The sequence below is a fragment of the Falsiroseomonas oryziterrae genome (assembly GCF_021864505.1).
GTDB classification, from domain to species: domain Bacteria; phylum Pseudomonadota; class Alphaproteobacteria; order Acetobacterales; family Acetobacteraceae; genus Falsiroseomonas; species Falsiroseomonas oryziterrae.
On sequence record NZ_JAKJIB010000047.1, the window covers coordinates 1 to 19053 of the forward strand.

Annotated in this window: 18 protein-coding genes; 10 read left to right on the forward strand and 8 right to left on the reverse strand. The window is 72.8% G+C overall.

Annotated elements, in window-relative coordinates:
* Together L2I40_RS06505 and L2I40_RS06510 are read right to left on the reverse strand one after the other, a co-directional pair.
* Positions 1 to 652, reverse strand: a 652-nt coding sequence (locus tag L2I40_RS06505; protein WP_272910941.1) for a thiamine pyrophosphate-binding protein, incomplete at its 3' end; no start/stop codon positions are given.
* 19 nt (positions 653 to 671) lie between these two features.
* Positions 672 to 1640 carry a Bug family tripartite tricarboxylate transporter substrate binding protein gene (locus tag L2I40_RS06510; RefSeq protein WP_237214065.1) on the reverse strand — a complete coding sequence of 323 codons (969 nt, stop codon included), beginning with the start codon at positions 1638 to 1640 and terminating at the stop codon, positions 672 to 674.
* 125 nt (positions 1641 to 1765) lie between these two features.
* Here L2I40_RS06510 and L2I40_RS06515 point away from each other — a divergent pair, with 125 nt between their 5' ends.
* From L2I40_RS06515 to L2I40_RS06525, 3 genes are all read left to right on the forward strand, one after another.
* On the forward strand, positions 1766 to 2335 hold the full coding sequence (locus L2I40_RS06515; RefSeq protein ID WP_237214066.1) for a hypothetical protein: 570 nt from the start codon (positions 1766 to 1768) through the stop codon (positions 2333 to 2335).
* 227 nt (positions 2336 to 2562) lie between these two features.
* Entirely contained in the window at positions 2563 to 3288 is a 726-nt protein-coding gene (locus L2I40_RS06520; RefSeq protein WP_237214067.1) for a lytic transglycosylase domain-containing protein, read from the forward strand.
* A gap of 83 nt (positions 3289 to 3371) precedes the next feature.
* Entirely contained in the window at positions 3372 to 3881 is a 510-nt protein-coding gene (locus L2I40_RS06525; protein WP_237214068.1) for a TspO/MBR family protein, read from the forward strand.
* Here L2I40_RS06525 and L2I40_RS06530 read toward each other — a convergent pair.
* Together L2I40_RS06530 and L2I40_RS06535 are read right to left on the reverse strand one after the other, a co-directional pair.
* Entirely contained in the window at positions 3853 to 4785 is a 933-nt protein-coding gene (locus tag L2I40_RS06530; RefSeq protein WP_237214069.1) for a dihydroorotate dehydrogenase, read from the reverse strand. The genes L2I40_RS06525 and L2I40_RS06530 overlap by 29 nt on opposite strands.
* Complete coding sequence (locus tag L2I40_RS06535; RefSeq protein ID WP_237214070.1) at positions 4779 to 5633, reverse strand: iron-sulfur cluster-binding protein; 855 nt, start codon at positions 5631 to 5633, stop codon at positions 4779 to 4781. Before L2I40_RS06535 ends, L2I40_RS06530 begins: the two co-directional genes overlap by 7 nt.
* Between L2I40_RS06535 and L2I40_RS06540 the strand changes: the two genes are divergently transcribed.
* Genes L2I40_RS06540 through L2I40_RS06550 form a run of 3 tightly spaced genes read left to right on the forward strand, consistent with a single transcriptional unit; the run spans position 5616 to position 8374 of the window.
* The gene (locus L2I40_RS06540) at positions 5616 to 6962 is read left to right on the forward strand and encodes a hydantoinase/carbamoylase family amidase (RefSeq protein ID WP_237214071.1); all 1347 of its coding nucleotides are present in this window, start codon (positions 5616 to 5618) and stop codon (positions 6960 to 6962) included. The two genes, L2I40_RS06535 and L2I40_RS06540, sit on opposite strands and share 18 nt — an antisense overlap.
* The gene (locus L2I40_RS06545; protein WP_237214072.1) at positions 6959 to 7639 is read left to right on the forward strand and encodes an orotate phosphoribosyltransferase; all 681 of its coding nucleotides are present in this window, start codon (positions 6959 to 6961) and stop codon (positions 7637 to 7639) included. The genes L2I40_RS06540 and L2I40_RS06545 overlap by 4 nt, the downstream gene beginning before the upstream one ends.
* Positions 7640 to 8374, forward strand: a complete 735-nt coding sequence (locus L2I40_RS06550; protein ID WP_237214073.1) for an SDR family NAD(P)-dependent oxidoreductase — start codon at positions 7640 to 7642, stop codon at positions 8372 to 8374.
* Between the two features lie 60 nt (positions 8375 to 8434).
* Here L2I40_RS06550 and L2I40_RS06555 read toward each other — a convergent pair whose 3' ends face one another.
* Together L2I40_RS06555 and L2I40_RS06560 are read right to left on the reverse strand one after the other, a co-directional pair.
* Positions 8435 to 10036 carry an ABC transporter substrate-binding protein gene (locus L2I40_RS06555; RefSeq protein ID WP_237214074.1) on the reverse strand — a complete coding sequence of 534 codons (1602 nt, stop codon included), beginning with the start codon at positions 10034 to 10036 and terminating at the stop codon, positions 8435 to 8437.
* A gap of 64 nt (positions 10037 to 10100) precedes the next feature.
* Positions 10101 to 11933, reverse strand: a complete 1833-nt coding sequence (locus tag L2I40_RS06560) for an AI-2E family transporter (RefSeq protein ID WP_237214075.1) — start codon at positions 11931 to 11933, stop codon at positions 10101 to 10103.
* A gap of 114 nt (positions 11934 to 12047) precedes the next feature.
* Between L2I40_RS06560 and L2I40_RS06565 the strand changes: the two genes are divergently transcribed.
* Positions 12048 to 15053: a response regulator gene (locus L2I40_RS06565; protein WP_237214076.1), complete on the forward strand. Its 3006-nt coding sequence runs from the start codon at positions 12048 to 12050 to the stop codon at positions 15051 to 15053.
* Complete coding sequence (locus L2I40_RS06570; protein ID WP_237214077.1) at positions 15050 to 15436, forward strand: response regulator; 387 nt, start codon at positions 15050 to 15052, stop codon at positions 15434 to 15436. The genes L2I40_RS06565 and L2I40_RS06570 overlap by 4 nt, the downstream gene beginning before the upstream one ends.
* A 52-nt stretch (positions 15437 to 15488) precedes the next feature.
* On the opposite strand, the gene L2I40_RS06575 is transcribed toward L2I40_RS06570, so the two are convergent.
* Complete coding sequence (locus L2I40_RS06575; RefSeq protein ID WP_237214078.1) at positions 15489 to 16496, reverse strand: aldo/keto reductase; 1008 nt, start codon at positions 16494 to 16496, stop codon at positions 15489 to 15491.
* 140 nt (positions 16497 to 16636) lie between these two features.
* On the opposite strand from L2I40_RS06575, the gene L2I40_RS06580 reads away from it, so the two are divergent.
* On the forward strand, positions 16637 to 17614 hold the full coding sequence (locus L2I40_RS06580; protein ID WP_237214079.1) for a Bug family tripartite tricarboxylate transporter substrate binding protein: 978 nt from the start codon (positions 16637 to 16639) through the stop codon (positions 17612 to 17614).
* Between the two features lie 70 nt (positions 17615 to 17684).
* Here L2I40_RS06580 and L2I40_RS06585 read toward each other — a convergent pair whose 3' ends face one another.
* Positions 17685 to 18419: a helix-turn-helix transcriptional regulator gene (locus tag L2I40_RS06585; protein ID WP_237214080.1), complete on the reverse strand. Its 735-nt coding sequence runs from the start codon at positions 18417 to 18419 to the stop codon at positions 17685 to 17687.
* 370 nt (positions 18420 to 18789) lie between these two features.
* Here L2I40_RS06585 and L2I40_RS06590 point away from each other — a divergent pair.
* On the forward strand, positions 18790 to 19053 hold a 264-nt coding region (locus L2I40_RS06590; protein ID WP_237214081.1), incomplete at its 3' end, for a hypothetical protein.

The following is a 19053-nucleotide window of genomic DNA, read 5'->3' on the forward strand; positions in this document are numbered from 1 at the left end:
GCCCCGCGCCTTCCGCATGGGCCTCCGCGCCGGAGACGATGACGGGCCGCCGCGCCGCGGCGATCAGCGCCGCCGCCTCCTCGAGCGCCGCCGGGTCGGGTGCGACGTCGGCATGCTGCGTCCGCGCCGCGACAGGCCGGCACGCCGCGGCCCAGTCGTCCGAGGGAACCGACACGAAGCACGGCCCGAAGGGCCGCTGCATCGCGACACGATGCGCCTGCGCGATCGCGGCGGGCACGTCTTCCGCCCGCGCCGGCTCGACCGCGAACTTCACGTAGGGCTTCGGGAAGGACGCCGCGTCGGTCGCGCCCAGGAAGGGCAGGTTCGGCAGCAGCGCGCGCGCCTGCTGCCCCGCCGTGATCACCAGTGGCGCCTGGTTCTTCCAGGCGGTGAAGAGATTGCCCAGCGCATGCCCGACGCCGGCGGCCGAGTGCAGGTTGACGAAGGCCGCCCGCCCGGTTGCCCGCGCATAGCCATCCGCCATGCCGAGCACCGACGCCTCCTGCAGGCCGAGCACATAGGTGAAGTCGTCCGGCCAGCGATCGAGGAAGGGCAGCTCGGTCGAGCCCGGATTGCCGAACACCGTCGTCATGCCGAGGCCGCGCAGCAGGTCGAGCGTCGCCTGCCGCACCGTCATGGTGCCGTCCGTCATCGCCTGCCTGCCGCTCGCCTCAATCGGCCCGGATGCCGGCGGCGCGGATCACCGGCGCCTGCGTCGCCTTCTCGCGTGCGATCAGCGCGGCGAAGTCGGACGGCGTGCCGCCGCCGAGCTCCGCGCCCTGCTCCGCAAGCCGCCCGCCGATGGCAGGATCGCGCAGCGCCTCCGTCGTCAGCGCGGCGAGCCGTGCGAGGATCGGCTCCGGCGTCCCCGCCGGCGCGGCGAGCCCGAAGGCCGTGCCGAAGACGAACTCCACGCCCTGCTCGCGCATCGTCGGCAGGTTGGGCAGCTGCGGCGCGCGGCGCTCCGTCCCCATGCCGACGGCGCGCACCGCCCCGGCTGCGATCTGCCCGAGGATGTTCGGCAGGTTGTCGATGACGAGGTCGATCTGTCCCGCGACGAGGTCCGTCACCGCCGGCGCCGCGCCGCGATAGGGCACGTGCTGGATGTCGGTTCCGGTTGCGCGCTTGAACAGCTCGAGCGCGATATGCAGGCTGCTGCCGTTCCCCGCCGAGCCCGCGGTCAGCGTGCCGGGCCGCGCCCGCGCCGCGTCGATCACCTCCTGCACGCTGCGCCAGGGCCGCGCAGTCGCGACGCACATGACCTTCGGCGTCCGCGCGAGCAGTACGATCGGCGCGAAGGCGGTGTCCGTGTCGAAAGGCATGGACGCATAGATGTACTGGTTGGTCGCGATCGGCCCGAGCGAGGTGGCGAGCAGCGTGTAGCCGTCGGGTGGCGATTTCGCGACGAGGTCGGCGCCGATGTTGCCGTTCGCGCCAGGCCGGTTCTCCACCACCACCGGTTGGCCGAGCCGTGCGGAGAGCGTGGGCGCGATGGCGCGCGGCAGCACGTCCACCAGCCCGCCCGGCGGGAAGGGCGCGATGATGCGGATCGGCCGGCTGGGCCAGCCCTGCTGGGCGACCGCCGGCGCAGCCAGGAGCAGCGAGGCCCCGAGTGCCGCACGCCGCGTGATCACGGGCATCGTCCTGCGCCTCCTCCGCTTGCTTCTTGCCGCGAGGGGACCACAGACCGCGCCGCCGCGGCAATCTTTCCGCCATGCCGCGATGGGTGGCATCGCGCAGCCGCCTCCGCTATGGCCGGGCCGCCATGCGGACCCTGCTCCTCCTGATGCCGCTCGCGCTCCTCGCCTGCGGCAACCGCTTCTCGCCCGACACCTACGCCACCCGCGCCGTGCAGCAGGTGAACCGGGTCGAGCAGGGCGTGGTGATCGGGCGCCGCGCCGTCGCGGTGCAGGTGGAAGGCACGACGGGTGCCGCGACCGGCGGCGCCGCGGGCGGCATCATCGGCAGCCAGGTGCCGGGCGGGAACATGGCCGGCGCGATCGGTGCTGTCGGTGGCGCGCTGGTCGGCGGCCTGTTCGGCACGGCAGCGGAACGCGTCGCAGGCGACAGCAACGCCATCGAGTACATCGTGCGGAAGACGAATGGCGACCTGGTCTCGGTGACCCAGCGCGACCAGCAGCCGCTCGCGGTCGGGACGCGGGTGCTGGTGATCGCCGGCGCGCAGGCCCGCATCGTGCCGGACTACACCGAGGCCGGCGCGGCGCCGCCCACCGACATTCCGGCAGAGCCCACCGCGGCAACGCCTTCGACGGCCGCAACCCCCGCGGCCGCGCCTGCTGCACCCCCTGCGACGCCAGCCGCATCCACGCAGTGAGCCATTGATTTTGCTTGCTTTTCCGGCACCGAGGAGCGATGCTTCCCCGTCACCGTGCGCCGGGGAACGCAATTTGTCCGAAACCGGCACGGGGCTTCCTCGCCCACGGCGTCACGGTTGCACGGCGTCGTCGTCGCAAGGGCGGTAAAGCGCCAAAGCGCTAAAGCGGCAAAATGCCAAAGCGCCAGGCTGCGGTGCCCTGGCATGCCCCTTGCCCCGGCGGAGGCATGCGCCGCGCCCTGCTCCTGTTCCTGCTCCTGCCCCTGCCCGCCCTGGCCGAGCCCGGGCGGCTCTGTCGTGCCGCGATCCAGGCGGCGGAGCGGGAGGCAGGCATCCCGCCGCAGCTGCTCATGGCCATCGGCCGGGTGGAATCCGGCCGCCGCGACCCCGACACCCGGGCCTTCCACCCCTGGCCCTGGACCATCAATGCCGAGGGGCGCGGGCAGTTCTTTCCCACCCGGGCGGCAGCCATCGCCGAGGTGCAGGCGCTGCAGGCGCGCGGGGTGCGTTCCATCGACATCGGCTGCATGCAGGTGAACCTGCGCCACCACCCCAACGCCTTCCCGGACCTCGAGACCGCCTTCGACCCGGCCGCCAACGCCCGCTACGCCGCCCGCTTCTTGACCGAGCTGCGGGGCGCGCGAGGCTCCTGGGAGGCCGCGGCCGCCGCCTATCACTCCCACACGCCGGAATTCGCCGAGCCCTACCGGGCCCGGGTCCTGGCCGCCTGGGCAGAGGAGCAACAGCGCCCTCACCCGCCGGTCGCGTTGCAGGCTGCGATGCCGCGTGCGGGCGGCGGGGCGATGCTCTCCAACGGCGCCGAGCGGGCCACGGTGACGGCCGGCCCTGCCCAGGGGCGCGGCCTCGACGCCTATCGCAGCCTCCCGGTGCCGATCGCCGGCCGGCCCCCTGTCGTGCTCGCCCTCGCCCAGCGGAGGGTGGAGGCGCGCTGAGGCCGAGAACCGCGACGCCGCAATCGGGTTGAGCGCGGAACCGGCCTCGACAGCCGGGGGCGCCCGATCCACTTAGGGATGGCATGACCCTCACCTCGGCCCTCGCGCTGGCAGGCTTCGTCCTGGCCTGCTTCGCCGCCGCCTCCACCGGCGCGGTCTTCAAGCCGGGCGCCTGGTATGCGCGGCTGAGGAAGCCCTGGTTCAACCCGCCGAACTGGCTGTTCCCGATCGCCTGGGCGGTGCTCTACCTCATGGTCGCCGCCTCCGGCTGGCTTGTCTGGCGGCAGACCGGCTTCGGGGCGGAGATCCTGCTCTGGTGGGGCTCGCTGCTGCTCAACGCCGCCTGGTCCTGGATCTTCTTCGGCATGCGGCGGATGGACCTCGCCCTCGGCGAGCTGATCGTCTTCTGGGCGTCGATCGTCGGGATGATCTGGGCCTTCCTGCCGGTCAGCGAGCTCGCTGCCTGGCTCCTGGTGCCCTACCTCGTCTGGGTCAGCTTCGCCGGCTTCCTGAACTGGACGCTGTGGCGGATGAACCCGGCCGAGAACGGCGCGCCGGAAGAGGTCACTCCGCAGCGCGCGGCAGCCCAGTAGGCAGCGCCGCGCCGGTCAGATCGGCGACGCGCGCGAGGCCCTTTCGGGCGCAAAAGCCGCGCAGCCCATCGACCACGCCGAGCATCGCGGTCGGGCTGACGAAGGTCGCCGTGCCGACCTGCACCGCGGTCGCGCCGGCCATCAGGAACTCCACCGCATCCTCGGCCGTCGCGATGCCGCCGACGCCGATCACCGGGATGCGCACCGCCTGCGCGACCTGCCAGACCAGGCGCAGCGCGATCGGCTTGAAGGCCGGGCCCGAGAAGCCACCCATGCCGGAGCCGAGCTTCGGCCGCGCCGTCTCGATGTCGATCGCCAGCCCCAGGATCGTGTTCGCCACCACCAGCGCATCGGCGCCCGCATCTTCCACGGCGCGCGCCACGGCCGCGATATCGCCGGTGTTGGGCGAGAGCTTCACCCAGAGCGGCGCGCGCCCCACGACGCGCCGCATCGCCGCGGTGGCCGCGGCGGCGGGCTCGGGATGCATCGCGAAGGCGCGGCCATCCTCCTCCAGGTTCGGGCAGGAGATGTTGGCCTCGATCGCCGCCACCCCCGGCGTCGCGGCCAGCCGCGCCGCGCCCTCGGCGAAGGATGCGACAGTCGGCGCCGAGTAGCTGACGACGAGCGGCGCGCGGAAGCGCCGCCACTCCGGCATCGCATGCTCGATGAAGTGATCCAGCCCCTTGCCCGGGATGCCGATGGAATTCAGCACCCCGGCCTCGGTCTCGCAGAGCCGCGGCAGCGGGTTGCCGGCGCGGAACTCCGGCGTGACGGATTTCGTCACCAGCGCGCCGAGCGCGTCGAGATCGAAGACCTTCGCCAGTTCCGGCCCGAAGGTCCCGGAGGCCGGCATCACCGGGTTGGCCAGCGTCAGCGACCCGATACGCGTGCTGAGGTCTACCACGCCAGCGCCGCCTGCAGGTCGAAGACGGGTCCTTCGGCGCAGACGCGCAGGTTCACGACTGCGCCGGACGCGTCGCGGATCTGGCGCACGCAGCAGAAGCACATGCCGAGGCCGCAGCCCATCTGCTGTTCCAGCGCGACCTGGCCCGGAATGCCGAACTCCGCCGAGAGGCGCTGCAGCAGCAGGAACAGCCGGTTGGAGCCGCAGGTGAACACCGCATCGGGCCGCGCCGCCGCGAAGCGAGCGCGCAGCAGCGCCTCGACCCGCGCGACCTCGCTGCTGCCATCGGCATCGAACACGGCCGTGACGCTCGCGCCCGATACGCCGGCAAACTCTTCCGCCATGAGGTCGGCCGGGTCGCGCGCCGAGAGGACGGCGTCCGCCGCGATGCCCATCGCCGCCGCAGCACCTGTCAGCGGCGCGAGGGTCGCCAGCCCCACGCCGCGCGCCAGGATCAGGATGCGCCGCCAGGCCGGATCCAGCGCGAAACCCTGGCCGAGCGGCCCGACCACCGACAGCGCCTCGCCCGCCCGCAGCCGCGCCAGCGCCGCCGTGCCCTTGCCCTTCACATGGAAGAGAAAGCCGAGCGGCTCGCCCGCGCCGCAGCGCCAGATGCTCATCGGCCGACGGAGATACGGCCCGTTGCCCGCGCCGTCGCGGCAGAGCAGGTGGAAGAACTGCCCCGGGCGGCTGCGCGCGGAGAGGTCCGGCGCCTCGAGCAGCAGGCGATGATAGCGCCGCCCGACGGGCGCGCTCTCGATCACCTTCAGGCTGCGCTCGGCCACCATCGCGGCCGGTCCGAGATCCATCGCCCTGATGTTCGGACGCAGGTGCATGAAGTCAAGCACGCCTTGCCTGCCGTCCGGCTGCGGGCGAAGGTCGGGCGCATGCAGATGGGACAGCCGCTCGCCGTCGCGCCCGACCTTGCCGACCTCGCGCGCGACCTGTTCGCGGCGTTGCGCGCGGCGCATCACGACGGCATCGGCATCACGCGCGAGACCTATGGCGACGGCGAGACGGCCGCGATGCGTCGCATCGAGGCGATCGCGCGCGAGGCCGGGCTCGACTGCGCCTGGGATGCGGCGGCGAACCTGCGCGTAACGCTGCGGGGAACCGATCCCTCCCTGCCCGCGGCCGCCTGCGGATCGCATCTCGACAGCGTGCCGCAGGGCGGCAACTACGATGGCGCGGCGGGCGTCATCGCCGGGCTGCTGGCGCTGCTCCACGCCGCGCGCGGCCCGCAGCCGGCACGCACGCTGCACCTCTTCGTGCTGCGCGGCGAGGAAAGCGCCTGGTATGGCCGCCCCTATCTCGGCTCCTCCGCCCTGTTCGGGCAGTTCGACCCGGCCTGGATGGATCTCCCCAACCTGCGCGACCGGACAATGACGCTGCGCCAGGCCATGGCGCGGGAAGGTGCCGACACCGATACAGTCGCCGCGCGGAGGCCGCTGCTCGACCCTGCGTCGCTGTCGCACTTCGTCGAGCTGCATATCGAGCAGGGACCGGTGATGGTGGCGCGCCGCGTGCCCGTCGGCCTCGTCTCCGGCATCCGCGGCAACCACCGGCACCCGGAGGCGCGCGCCCTCGGCGAAGCGGCGCATTCGGGCGCAGTGCCGCGCTGGCTGCGGCGCGACGCGGTGCTCGGCGCGGCGGACTTCGCCATGCGGCTGGATGCGAGTTGGCGCACGCTGTTGGAACGCGGCGAGGACCTGGTGATGACCTTCGGCATCTTCGCGACCGACCCTCGCGAGCACGCCATGACCCGCGTGCCGGGCGAGGTGCGGTTCACGCTGGAATGGCGGAGCGAGAGCGAGGCGACGCTCGACGCCTTCGGCGCGCTGGCTGCCGCGGAGGCCGAGGAGATCGCGCGCGAGCGCGGCGTGCGGATCGCGCTCGGCCCCGGCGTACGGACGCCGCCGGCCGCGATGGACAAGCGGCTGCTCGCGCTCTCGCGGCGCATCTGCCAGGCGGCGCGGATCCCGCACGAGGTGGTGGCGTCCGGCGCGGGGCATGACGCGGCGATCTTCGCCAATGCCAGCGTGCCGAGCGCCATGGTCTTCGTGCGCAACGAGCACGGCAGCCACAACCCGCGCGAGGCGATGGAGCTCGACGACTTCCTGGTCGGCGCGGCGGTGCTGCGCGACATCCTGCTGCAGGGCGCGGAGGTGGTGCGATGACAATCGGGCGGCGCACGGCGCAGATCCTGCTCGACACCGGTGCGATCCTCGTCCGGCCCGACCGGCCCTTCGTGCTGTCCTCCGGCTGGATGAGCCCCGCTTGGCTCGACATGCCCCGCGCCCTGTCCTTCCCGCTGGCCCGCGCGGCGCTGCTGGAAGCCGCGGAGGGCCGCATCCTGGAGGAAGCCGGACATGCCGGCTTCGACGCGGTCGCCGCGACCGAGCAGGGCGGCATCGCGCTCGGCGCCATGCTCGCCGAGCGGTTCCGGCTGCCCTTCGTCACCGTGCGCCGGCGCGCGCAGGGCTTCGGCGCCGACGCGCATCTCGACGGCGCGCTGCGCCCCGGCGCGCGGGCGCTGCTGGTCAGCGACGTCACGACCGACGGCCGCAGCAAGGCGCGCTACTGCCGCTCGCTGCGCGAAGCCGGTGCCGAGGTCGGGCACGTCTTCGTGCTGTTCAACTACGGCATCTTCGACCGCGTGGTGACCGAGGTCGCGGACCTGGGCGCGCGCCTCTTCGCGCTGGCGACCTGGCAGGACGTGCTGCCCGAGGCCGAGGCACGCGGCGCCTTGCCGGCCGACGCGCTCGGCGAGCTGCGCGCCTGGATGGCCGATCCCTTCGCTTGGTCGGCCGCGCGCGGCGGGCTGGCCGCGCCCGACCCTGCCTGGAGAAGCTGAATGCGCGTCGTCCTCGTCACCGGCGCCGGATCGGGCATCGGCGCCGCCTGCTGCCGGCGCCTCGCCGGGCCGGACACCGCCATCCTGGTGCATACGCGCAAGAACGCCGAAGGCGCGGAGCGCGTCGCCGCCTCGGTGCGCGAGCGCGGCGGCGAGGCCGAGGCGATGCTCGGCGACATCGCCGACGCGGCGCTGCCGGAGGCGCTGGTGGCGCGCGCGGTGGAGCGGTTCGGCCGGCTCGACGGCGTCGTCTTCGCCGCCGGCTTCGCCGACAAGACGCCCTTCACGGCCGCCACGGACGCGGTCTTCGCGAAGTCGCTCGACGCCGTGCTGTGGGGGTTCCTGCGCACCGCGCGCGCCGCGCTGCCGCATCTGCAGGAGGGCCGCATCGTCGCGATTTCCTCCTTCGTCGCCCATGTCTTCCGCACCGACGTCGCGACCTTCCCGGCCAGCGCCGCGGCGAAGGCGGGCATGGAGGCGGCGGTGCGGGCGCTCGCGGTGGAGGCGGCGCCGACGGGGACGACGGTGAACGCAGTCGCGCCCGGCTATACGCGCAAGGATCCCGGCGCGCATGCCGCGCTGACGCCGGCGCAGTGGGAGGCGGTGACGGCGAAGATCCCGCTAAGGCGCCTCGGCACGCCGGAGGACGTCGCGGCGATGGTCGGCTTCCTGCTCTCGCCCGAGGCCGGCTACGTGACCGGCCAGGTCATCCACGTGAATGGCGGGCTGATCTGAATCGAAAGGGCCCGCCACGTCGCCGTGGCGGGCCCCTTCCTCACGCGGCTTCGGCTGCGCTCAATTGCCGCGCATGCGGACGTGGCGGAGCTCCAGGTCCTCCTGCACGCGCATGGTGAAGTCGGCCACCGTCTCGCGCACCGCGAAGATCTGCGGCTCCTGGTGCAGCGGGACCATCGGCAGCAGCTCGCGGAAGCGCGTCCAGTACTCCGCGGCCAGCTGCTGGCGGCGCGGGTTGTCGGGCGGCAGCGTGCTGATCTCGGCCAGCAGCGCGTTCATGCGGTCGTCGCGGAAGCGGCCCCAGTTGAAGCTGCCTTCGCCGAGCAGCTCACGGCCCGGGTTGGTGATGTCGAAGTTCCCGGGCGTCCAGCCGAGCATGTAGAACTGGTACTCGCCGGCACCGCCGCGCTGCAGGAAGCGGCCGAAGGGCATCGCGTCGAGCCGCGCCTGGATGCCGACGCGCTGCAGCATCGCGGTCGCCGCCTGGCAGATCGCCTCGTCGTTGACGTAGCGGTTGTTCGGGCAGTTCAGCGTCAGGCGGAAGCCGTTCGGGAAGCCGGCCTCGGTCAGCAGGCGGCGCGAGGCGTCGGGGTCGAAGGGCAGGCGCTCATTCGCCGCCGGCACGAAGCCGCCGATCGCCTGGCCGATCGGGATGCCGGCCGCAACCGTCGAGTTGCGCAGCACGACTCGGGTGATCGTGCCCATGTCGATCGCCTGGTAGATCGCCCGGCGCACGCGCACGTCGCGCAGCGGGTTCGGCCGGCCCGGCTCGTCCAGGCTCTCGGCGCGCTCGACGTCGAAGGCGAAGTAGATGCTGCGCGCCGTCGGACCCTGCACCAGGCGCACGCCCTGCGCCTGCTGGACCTGCGGCACGTTCTGCAGCGGCACGTGGTACATGATGTCGAGCTCGCGCGAGAGCAGCGCGGCAAGGCGCGTCGGCGCCGAGGCGATCGGGCGGAACACGGCACGGGTGATGCCGTGGTTCATGTTCGAAGCACCCCAGTACTGGGGGTTCGGCACCAGCACGGTCCGCTCATCCGCGACGCGCTCGGTCACGCGGAAAGGCCCGGTGCCGTTGGCGTTGAGCTGCGCGAAGGCGGTGTTGGCGCCGGGCTGGCCGGCGCGTGCCACCGCCATGGCGTTGTTCTGCTGCACCCAGTTCGCGCTCATGATGAAGAAGAGCGTCAGGTCCTGCAGCAGGATCGGGTTCGGGGAGCGGGTGGTGAACTCGACCGTGTGGTCGTCCACCGCGCGGCCGGAGGCAATGGAGGCCACGGTGTAGGCCATGTCGTTCTGGCGGACGCGCTCGAGCGACATCAGCACGTCGGCGGCGGTGAAGGGCGTGCCGTCATGGAAACGGACGTTGCGGCGCAGGTGGAAGCGCCAGGTGGTCGGATTCACCACCTCCCACCGCTCGGCCAGCGCCGGGGAGAGGGAGCCGTCCGCTTCGCGGCGCACCAGCGGCTCGTAGAAATTGCTCTTCATGGCGTTGGTGACGCCATGGTTGTTGGCGTGCGGATCGAGGCCGAGGATGTCGTTGGCCGTCGCCCAGGTGAAGGTGCTGGCGCCGGCCGGAGCCGGCGCGACCGCCGCGACGGCGCAGAGGGCGGCCGCCGCGGCCGCGCCCCGCAGCACTGCGCGGAAGCTCGTCTTGAACAACATTGGTCTTGCCTCCCAGTCGGTCAGGTGGGCGCAACATGCTTTGCCGCCCCCCGCCTGTCCAGGGTCACGCGACCGTGACGGCGCCGCCCCGCACCGGCTCATTGGCGGGGCCGGACGGCACCGCGGCCTGGCCCGCGGCGGCATGGCAGAAGGCCACCACCTCGCCGAGCGACGTCGCGATCACCGAGGCGCCGCCGCGTTCCTGGCGCAGCTCGGCCAGCGTCGCGCTGCCGGACGGCGCGTGCCACAGCGCCACGACCACCGGGACGCCCGGCAGCCGCCGGGCGATCCGGCGCAGGAAGTAGCGGATCGCCGCCGCGCTGCTGCCCTCCTCCAGCACGGACAGCACGCAGGCCCGGACCCTCGTCGGGTCGAAGCGCGCATCCTCGTCGCCCTCCAGCGTGCCATTCGGCAGCGGCACCGCGCCGATGGCCTCGTGCCGCAGGCCCTGCGCGGCGATGGCGGCCGAAAGGTCATCGAGCCGCCCGCGGCCGGCGATGCAGAGCACCGCGCCCTCGGCCAGCCACTCCGGCGGCATCGCGGCACTCCCCGCCGGGGGCGTCTCGGCCAGTTCGTCCAGGAGGGTCTCCACCTGCTGGCGAATGGCGTCGAGCTTCGGCTCTTCCAGCACCTCGCGCGACCAGTCGGCCTCCGCGAGCGCCAGGCCGCGCAATGCCACGTCGTCGTGCCAGGCGACCAGCGACGTGCCCTCCTTCAGCGCAGCGCGGGCCTGGGCGACGAGCGCGTCGGCATCGCCCTCCAGCGCGCGCTGGTAGAAGCTCTCCGCCGGCTGCAGCGGCGGGCGGTCGCTCAGCATGACGTCGAGGAACTCGAGCCGCGGCACGTGGCGGCCCAGCACGACGAGGCAGACGGTCAGCGGCGTGGCCAGCAGCAGCCCGATCGGACCCCACATGAAGGTCCAGAAGGTGGCCGCGACGATGACCGAGAGCGGCGACAGCCCTGCGCTGCGGCCGAAGACCAGCGGCTCCGCGACCTGGCCCATCAGCGCCTCCGCCAGCAGGAACAGGCCGCCGACTGCAAGGGCGAGGCCCCAGCCCGGCTCGGCGGCAAGCGCAAGCAGCGTTGGCGGCAGCACGGCGATCGGCGTGCCGACGAAGGGCACGAAGCGCATCAGCCCGGCGAGGATGCCCCAGAGCGGCGCGCCCGGCAGCCCGACCAGCCAGAGCGTGCTGCCGATCGCCACGGCGAAGCCGGCATTGAGCATCAGCTGCGCCAGGAACAGGCGCGAGAGCCGGTAGGCCGCGTCGTCCAGCGCACCGACCGTCCGGTGCAGGTCGCGCACGCCAGCGAGCCGGATCAGCCGGTCGCGCAGGTTCTCGCGGTAGAGCAGGATGAAGAGCGCGAAGATCACCACGATGCCGAGGGTCGCGACCGGGGCGAGCACCGGGCCGAGCCAGGAGGCCGCCATCTCCAGCGGGGTGGCCTCGGTCGTCTGCACCGGCGCCGCAGCGGTCGCGCCGCGCGACGCGTCGCTGCCGAAGATGTCGCGCAACCCGTCGACCGTGCGCATCGCCTGGCCGACGAGTTCGTCGAGCCGTAGCCTGTCGAGCTTGGCGCGCAGATTGCCTGCAAAGGCGCTGAGCTCGCCCGCGAGCGATGCCAGTTGGCGCAGCACGATGAAGGCGATGCCGAGCATCACGGCGACACCGGCGAGCACCGCAAGCAGCGTCGCCGGCAGGTTGCCCAGCCCGATGCGACGCAGGCCACCCGCCAGCGGCGCCAGCACGAAGGCGAGGATCACCGCGAGCGCGAGGGGAACCAGCAGGTCCCGCCCGAGATAGAGCGCCGCGACGATCACGCTGGCTGCCACCCAGGGCGTCACCGCCGCAGCGCCATGCGCGCCGCCCGGCCGGAGCCGCCGCTCGGTCGCCTGCACCTGCATCCCTCCTGGCGCGTTGCGGGTGGGCAACGCATGCGCGTGCGGAGGGTTCGACACGATGAACCCGCCCCGCCGCCCGGCGCTATTCCCGGGCCAGCGGGAGACGATGGAGTGCCGGATCGGTTGCGGAACGCTGCCTTCGGGTCGGGTCCGGTGCTGCCCGGCTGGGTGCGCCGCGCGCCCCTGCTCGCCGGGCTCCTCGTCCTCCTCGCGCTTGGGACGGCCGGCTGGAACTGGCGCCTGGCGGGAGCGGAGGCGGAACGCGTCGCCGCCGCGCGCAGCTTCGTGCTCTCCGCCGAAGGCCTGCTTTCGGCCCTCAGGGACATCGAGACGGGCCAGCGCGGTTATCTCCTCACCGGCGATGAGAGCTTCCTCGATCCGCAGCGTGCCGGGACCGCCGCCGTCCCCGCACGGCTCCGCGAGATGCGGGAGGCGGCGCGCGGCGCGGGCCTGCCCGAGCCGAGCGGCGTCGAGGGCATCGCCGCACGGAAGGTCGCCTGGACCGAAGAGGTGATCGCGCAGCGACGCCGCGGCGAGACGCGCGAGACACTCGCCCTGTTCGAGACCGGCGAGGGCAAGGTCTTCATGGACGCCGCGCGCGGCGAGGTCGCAAGGCTGCAGCAGCAGGCGAGCAGCTTCGCCAACGGCATCGAGGCTCGGTCGCGCCATCGCTCGGCATGGCTCTATGCCCTCTCGCTCGGCCTCGCGCTGGCGGCGGCCGGCCTGCTCGGCATCCTGGCGCTGCTGCGACGACGCACCGAGCGGCGCGCGAATGCGCTGCTGCATGGCGTGATGGAGAATGCGCCGATCGGTCTCGGCTTCCTCGACCGGCAGCTGCGCCTGAGCCTGGCGAACCGCCACCTCGCGCTGCTCGGGGAGCGCGCGCTGGGCGTCGAGGCCGGCCGCGGCGACGTGCTGCCGGACTCGGTGCGCGCCCAGATCGCGCCGCAGCTGCAGAAGGTGCTCGAAGGCGCGGACGCACAGTCCGGAATCGAGGTGACGGTCCGTCCGCCCGGCAAGGACCGCATCCTGCGACACCTGACGCTGGGCGTCTTCCCGCTCGAGCTGGACGGGACCGAGGACGGCGTGGACGGCGTCGGTCTCGTCGCCGTGGACGAGACCGGGCGGCGGCGTGCGGAGGCCCGGCTCAAGCGGAGCGAGGCGCGACTGCGCACCATCCTGGATGCCATCCCGCAGCTCGCCTGGATGACGGACCCGGACGGCGCGATCCAGTGGTACAATCGCCGCTGGTACGACTTCACCGGCGCGCCGCCCGGGGAGATGCTGGGCGACGGCTGGCAATCGGTGCAGCATCCAGACCACCGTGCCCGCGTCGTCGAGCGGTTTCGCGAGGCGATCGAAGCCGGCGAGCCCTGGGAAGACACCTTCCCCCTGCGCGGCGCCGACGGGCGCTATCGCTGGTTCCTCTCGCGCGCCCTCCCGCTCTTCGAGGCGGGCGACGAGGAGGAGGAAGCGCGGCCGATCGGCTGGTTCGGCACCAACACCGACATCGCCGAGCTTCGCGAGGCGGAGGAGCAGCTGGCCGCCGCGAAGGCGGCGGCAGAAGACGCAAACATCGCCAAGAGCCAGTTCATTGCAAACATGTCGCACGAGCTGCGCACGCCGCTCTCCGCCGTGATCGGATATGCCGAGATGCTGGAGGAGGAGGCGCAGTCGCTGGAAAAGGCGGACGTCTTCCTCGACGACCTCGGCAAGATCACCGCAAATGCCCGCCATCTGCTGTCGCTGATCAACGACGTGCTGGACCTGTCGAAGATCGAGGCCGGCAAGATGGAGGTTCAGCCGGAGGACTTCGAGGTCGCGCCCCTGCTGCGCGAAGTCGCCTCCACGGTGGAAGCCCTGGCCGAGCGCAGGCGCAACAGGCTGGTCGTGGAATGCGCCGACGACCTCGGCAGCGCGCATTCGGATCCGGTGAAGATCCGCCAGTGCCTGTTCAACCTGCTCGGGAATGCCGCGAAGTTCACCGAGGACGGGACGATCACGCTGCATGCCGAGCGGGACGGGGACCGGCTGCGCTTCACCGTGCGCGACACCGGGATCGGCATGTCGCCGGAGCAGCTCGACAAGCTCTTCCAGCGCTTCAGCCAGGCGGACGCGTCGACCACCCGGCGGTTTGGCGGGACGGGCCTTGGGCTCGCGATCACCCGGGCCTTCACCACGATGCTCGGCGGCGACATCGCCGTGGAGAGCAAGGCCGGCGAGGGCAGCGCCTTCACGCTGACCATCCCGGCCGATATGCGCCTGGTCCGCGCCGAGGCGGACGAGCCCGCGGCGCAGATCGGCGAGGCCGTGGCGGCGGAGCAGGACGGGCCGGCGGGCCTTGTCCTGGTGATCGACGACGACGCGGCGACCCGCGACCTGCTGTCGCGCTTCCTCCGGCGCGAGGGCTTCGCGGTGCGCTGCGCGCCGGACGGCGCGCAGGGGCTCGAAATGGCACGGCAACTCAGGCCGGTGGCCATCCTGCTCGACGTGATGATGCCGCGCATGGACGGCTGGGCGGTGCTGTCGGCGCTGAAGGCGGATGCCGCGCTGGCGGGCACGCCCGTGGTGATGGTCACCGTCGTGCAGGAGCGCGGGCTCGCCTTCTCGCTCGGTGCCGACGACTACCTGAACAAGCCGGTCCGCTGGGACCGGCTGAAACGGGTCCTGGACCGCTTCCGCCGCGAGGTGGCGCCCGGCCATGTGCTGCTGCTCGAGAGCGATGAGGCGGAGCGCCGGGAACTTGCCGGCGTGCTCGCGGCAGAGGGATGGACCGTCGCGACCTCGGCGGATGCGCAGGACGCCATGGCGCGCCTGGCGTCGCCGCCCGTGCCGGCGGTGCTGGTGATGGAGTTGCGGGCCCCGGCGGCGGGCGAGGGCTTCGCCCTGCTGAGGGAGCTGCGCCGCCGGCCGGAGCTGCGGGAGACGGCCGTGATCGCCATCACCGAAGGCGAGGTGGACGAGGCGGAACTCGACCGGTTGCGCGCGGCGGTGGACACCGTCGTGCCCGCGGAAGCCGCCAGCCATGCACTGGCCGAGGAGTTGCGCCGCGTGGTCGCCGGCACGCCGCGCAGCGCGCCGGAGACGGGCGCCCCGGAGATGGAGACACGGATGTGACGCAGATCCTGCTCGTCGAGGACCACGAGGAGCTGTGGGACTTCCTGTCCCGCCGGCTGAAGCGGCGCGGCTTCGAGGTGGAGCTGGCGCATGACGGCCAGGCTGGCGTGGACAAGGCGAAGTCGCTCAGGCCCGACGTCATCCTGCTCGACATGAACCTGCCGGTGAAGGATGGCTGGACCGCTGCGCGCGAGTTGCGTGGCGACCCGGGGACCGCGCGCATCCCGATCATCGCGCTGACGGCGCACGCCATGTCGGGGGACCGTGACCGGGTGCTGCAGGCCGGCTGCGACGACTACCACCCGAAGCCGGTGGATTTCTCGCGGCTGCTCGAGCAGATCGATGCGGCGCTGCTGAAGCGCGACGAGGCCGACGAAGCCTAGCGGGCGCCGGGCGCCGGGGCAGCGCTGGCGCTCTCCTCCGCGACCGTCCAGGTCAGCCGCGCACGGGCCGGCCTTCGATCGGGTAGGCCGGATCGTTGTAGCCCGGCGTGGAGGGATGCCCCGCCGCGACGAGGCCATCCACCAGCGCCTCGTCCTCCGCCGTCATCCCGACATCCAATGCGCCGATATATTCCAGCCACTGCGCCATGGTGCGCGGCCCGGCGATGGTGCCGGCGACGAGGCGGTTGTGCAGCACCCAGGCGAGCGCGAATTGTCCCGCGGTGATGCCGCGCGCCTCGGCATGGCGGCGGATCGTCTGTGCGATGCGCAGGCTTTCGGGGCGGAACTCCGTCTCCATCATGCGCTTGTCGGCGCGCCCCGCGCGGGTGTCGGCTGCCGGCGCATCCTGGCTCGCATACTTGCCGGTCAGCACGCCGCGCGCGAGCGGCGAGTAGGGCACGACGCCGACCCCGTAGAAGCCGCAGGCCGGCAGGTGCTCGACCTCGATCTGGCGGTTCAGCGCGTTGTAGAGCGGCTGGCTCGCGACCGGCCGGTCGATGCCCATCTCGTCGCACAGCCGGCAGACCTCGGCGAGCCGCCAGGCGCGGAAGTTCGAGACGCCGAAATGCAGGATCTTCCCCTGCCCGACCAGGTCCGCCATCGCGCGCACCGTCTCGGCGAGCGGCGTCGCGTGATCCTCCTTGTGCAGGTAGAGGATGTCCACCGCGTCGAGCTTCATGCGGGCGAGGCTCGCCTCCACCGCCTCGAAGCACCGGCGGCGCGACAGCCCGCCGTCGTTCGGGCCGGGGCCGGTCGCGTTGCCGAGCTTCGTCGCCACCACCCACCAGCTTCGCGCGGCGCGCACGATGCGGCCGGTGATCTCCTCCGACCGGCCGCCGGTATAGACGTCGGCCGTGTCGATGAAGTTCACCCCGGCGTCCTTCGCATGCGCCGCGATGCGCTCGGCCTCCGCGGCCTCGGTCGGGCCGCCGAACATCATGGTGCCGAGGCAGAGCGGCGAGACCTTCAGGCCGCTCGCGCCGAGTGTCCGATACTGCACCGCGCATCCTCCCGACCGACCTTCCCATCCTGCGCGCGGTCGCCCGCCATCGGAAGCGGCTTGCATCGGCGGCTGGAATCTTTCTTGCTTCGTATCCGGCCGCGCCTGACGCGACCACGCACCGATCGGAGACCCCGGCCATGCTGCGCCGTCACCTGCTTGCCCTGCCCGCGCTGGCGGCACTGCCCGCACCTGCGATCGCGCAAGGCGCGGGCGGTTGGCCGAACCGGCCGATCCGGCTCGTCGTCCCCTTCCCGCCCGGCGGCGCCTCCGACATCGCCGGCCGCCAGCAGGCGCAGGTGCTGTCCGAGGCGCTCGGCGTGCCCGTGGTGGTCGACAACCGCGCCGGCGCCGGCGGGACGATCGGCACGGCGCATGTCGCGCAGTCCCCACCCGACGGGTACACGATCATGATGTCGAGCCCGTCGAGCCATCTCGGCGCGCCGCTGCTGTTCCGCAACCCGGGCTACGAGGGCGTCGACGACTTCACCCACATCGCGACCTTCGCGAGCGGCACGGCGATGGTCTGCGTGCATCCCTCGCTGCCGGTGCGCAACATCCAGGAGCTGATCGCCTATGGCCGCGCCAATCCGGGCCGGCTCAACTACGGCTCGGCCGGCGCGGGCGGCGCCAACCACATGCTCGGCGTGCTCTTCATGCTGCGCACGGGGGTGGAGCTGACGCATGTGCCCTATCGCGGCGCGGCGCCGGCGCTGGCGGACCTGATCGCAGGCAACATCCAGCTCGTCTTCGACAGCTTCTCCGGGATCATCGGGGCGGTGCGCGCGGGGCAGGTGCGCGCGCTGGCGGTGACTAACCCGACACGCTGGCCGCTCGCGCCGGAATTCCCGACCGTGCAGGAGCAGGGGGTGGCCGACTACAATCTGCCCTCCTTCTCGGCCGTGGTCGGGCCACGCGGCATCCCGGATGCGATCGCCGACCGCATGCACGCCGCGATCAACGCGGCGCTGGCCACGCCCGCGCTGGTCGAGACACTGGCGCGCGGCGGCAATGCGCCCTTCCTCAACTCGCGCGCGCGCTTCCTCGAGATCATGCAGGAGCAGCGCGGCACCTGGCGCGAGCTCGTGCGCGTCTCCGGCGTGCAGCCCGAGGGCTAGGCGGCCCTAGAGCAATATCCAATCTGACTGAGTCAGTCAGATTGGATTTCTTGCCCTAGGAATCTCGAATCTAGAGCCCCACCAGCCCGGCGAGCATACGCGCCAGGTCGCGCAGGTTCGCGGCGCCCGTCTTGGCCAGGACGGCGCGCACCTGGGTGCGCACGGTCGTCTCGCGGAGACCGCGCGCTTCCGCGACCGCGGCCTTCGTGGCGCCGCCGGCCAGCATCCGGGCCACCTCCGCCTCTTTCGCCGTGAGGCCGAAGAGGCCGCGCAGCAGTTCCGCGCGCGGCGCCGCCGACAGCGCCAGGTCGTGCAGCAGGATCAGCGCCCGGCCTGGAACGCGACCGCCGCCGCACGCACCGCTCGCGGGTGGCCGCTCCGGCAGCGGCGAGACGAGCGCCGCGACGGCTGGCGCGCCATCGGCGTGGTGCAGAAGGATCGCGCCGCCGGGCTGACCCGCGAGCGCGACGGCGCCGACGAGCGCAGCCAGCGCGGCCGCATCGCGCCGCAGGGATGGCAGGATCACGCATGCCGAGCCGATCCGCGCGTCATGAGGGCGCAGACGGAAGCCGTGCCCCGCCGACGCCATCGTCTCGGCGGCCGCATTCGCCACGACGACGCGCAGCGCCGCATCCACCACGAGCACCCCATGCGTGATGGCGTCGAGCGCTGCCGACCAGCATGCCGGCGCGTCATGCGGCAGCGGCACGCCCGCCGGGCCCTCCGTTCCCGCGAAGCCCAGGCTTCCCCGAGCCGATGCGTGCCGGATGGGTGTGCCGGGCGGCATCACGCGGGCATGGGACACGACGCAGCCTCCGCCCCCTTGGTACGACCGAAGTGACGCGAACTATGGCATGCACCCGCCAGGAAATTCATGAAAAGAATGAATTTTAGCATGAACAGGAAACAAAATTCCCGACCAATCGCTCGCCCACGCTCATCCGAAGGGCGGAAGCGCCGGCCCGCCGGCGCGCTCGAGCACACCCGCTTCGAATCGCTGTGGATCACCCCGATCGGCACGGACGCGCTGCGTCCGGTGCCGTCGCTGCTGAACCTGCCGCCCGGCTGGCAGCCCGGCGACGCCGTCGCGGTCCTGCTGTTCGATCCGCCGGGCGCCCACGCGCTGCACGACTCGCTGCTGGCTGCTGGTCGCGCTACTCGGCCGCGGGGCCGCGGTGCTGGAACTCGACGCCAACGCCGCGCGCGGCTTTTCGGCCGACTCCGGCGCGGACCCGCCGGCACCGACGACGCAGACCTTGCCGCAGGACCTGGCCGGCGCGCTGACGGCGCTGCGGCGTGACGTGGGGGCCGGCCGCGTGGTCGCGATCGGGCACGGGCTGGGTGGCGAGGCGGTGATGCTGGCCGCCGAGCCCGGCATCACCGCTGCGGCCTTCGGCGCGGAGGGTCCGCGCTTCACGGCGCATGCCGCGCTCGGGCCC

Excerpts from the sequence above, each read along its gene's own strand:
- L2I40_RS06515 (WP_237214066.1), top strand. The coding sequence starts at position 1,766 with ATGCGGACCCTGCTCCTCCTGATGCCGCTCGCGCTCCTCGCCTGCGGC.
- L2I40_RS06545 (WP_237214072.1), top strand. The coding sequence starts at position 6,959 with ATGACAATCGGGCGGCGCACGGCGCAGATCCTGCTCGACACCGGTGCG.
- L2I40_RS06520 (WP_237214067.1), top strand. The coding sequence starts at position 2,563 with ATGCGCCGCGCCCTGCTCCTGTTCCTGCTCCTGCCCCTGCCCGCCCTG.
- L2I40_RS06580 (WP_237214079.1), top strand. The coding sequence starts at position 16,637 with ATGCTGCGCCGTCACCTGCTTGCCCTGCCCGCGCTGGCGGCACTGCCC.
- L2I40_RS06510 (WP_237214065.1), bottom strand. The coding sequence starts at position 1,640 with ATGCCCGTGATCACGCGGCGTGCGGCACTCGGGGCCTCGCTGCTCCTG.
- L2I40_RS06550 (WP_237214073.1), top strand. The coding sequence starts at position 7,640 with ATGCGCGTCGTCCTCGTCACCGGCGCCGGATCGGGCATCGGCGCCGCC.
- L2I40_RS06555 (WP_237214074.1), bottom strand. The coding sequence starts at position 10,036 with ATGTTGTTCAAGACGAGCTTCCGCGCAGTGCTGCGGGGCGCGGCCGCG.
- L2I40_RS06525 (WP_237214068.1), top strand. The coding sequence starts at position 3,372 with ATGACCCTCACCTCGGCCCTCGCGCTGGCAGGCTTCGTCCTGGCCTGC.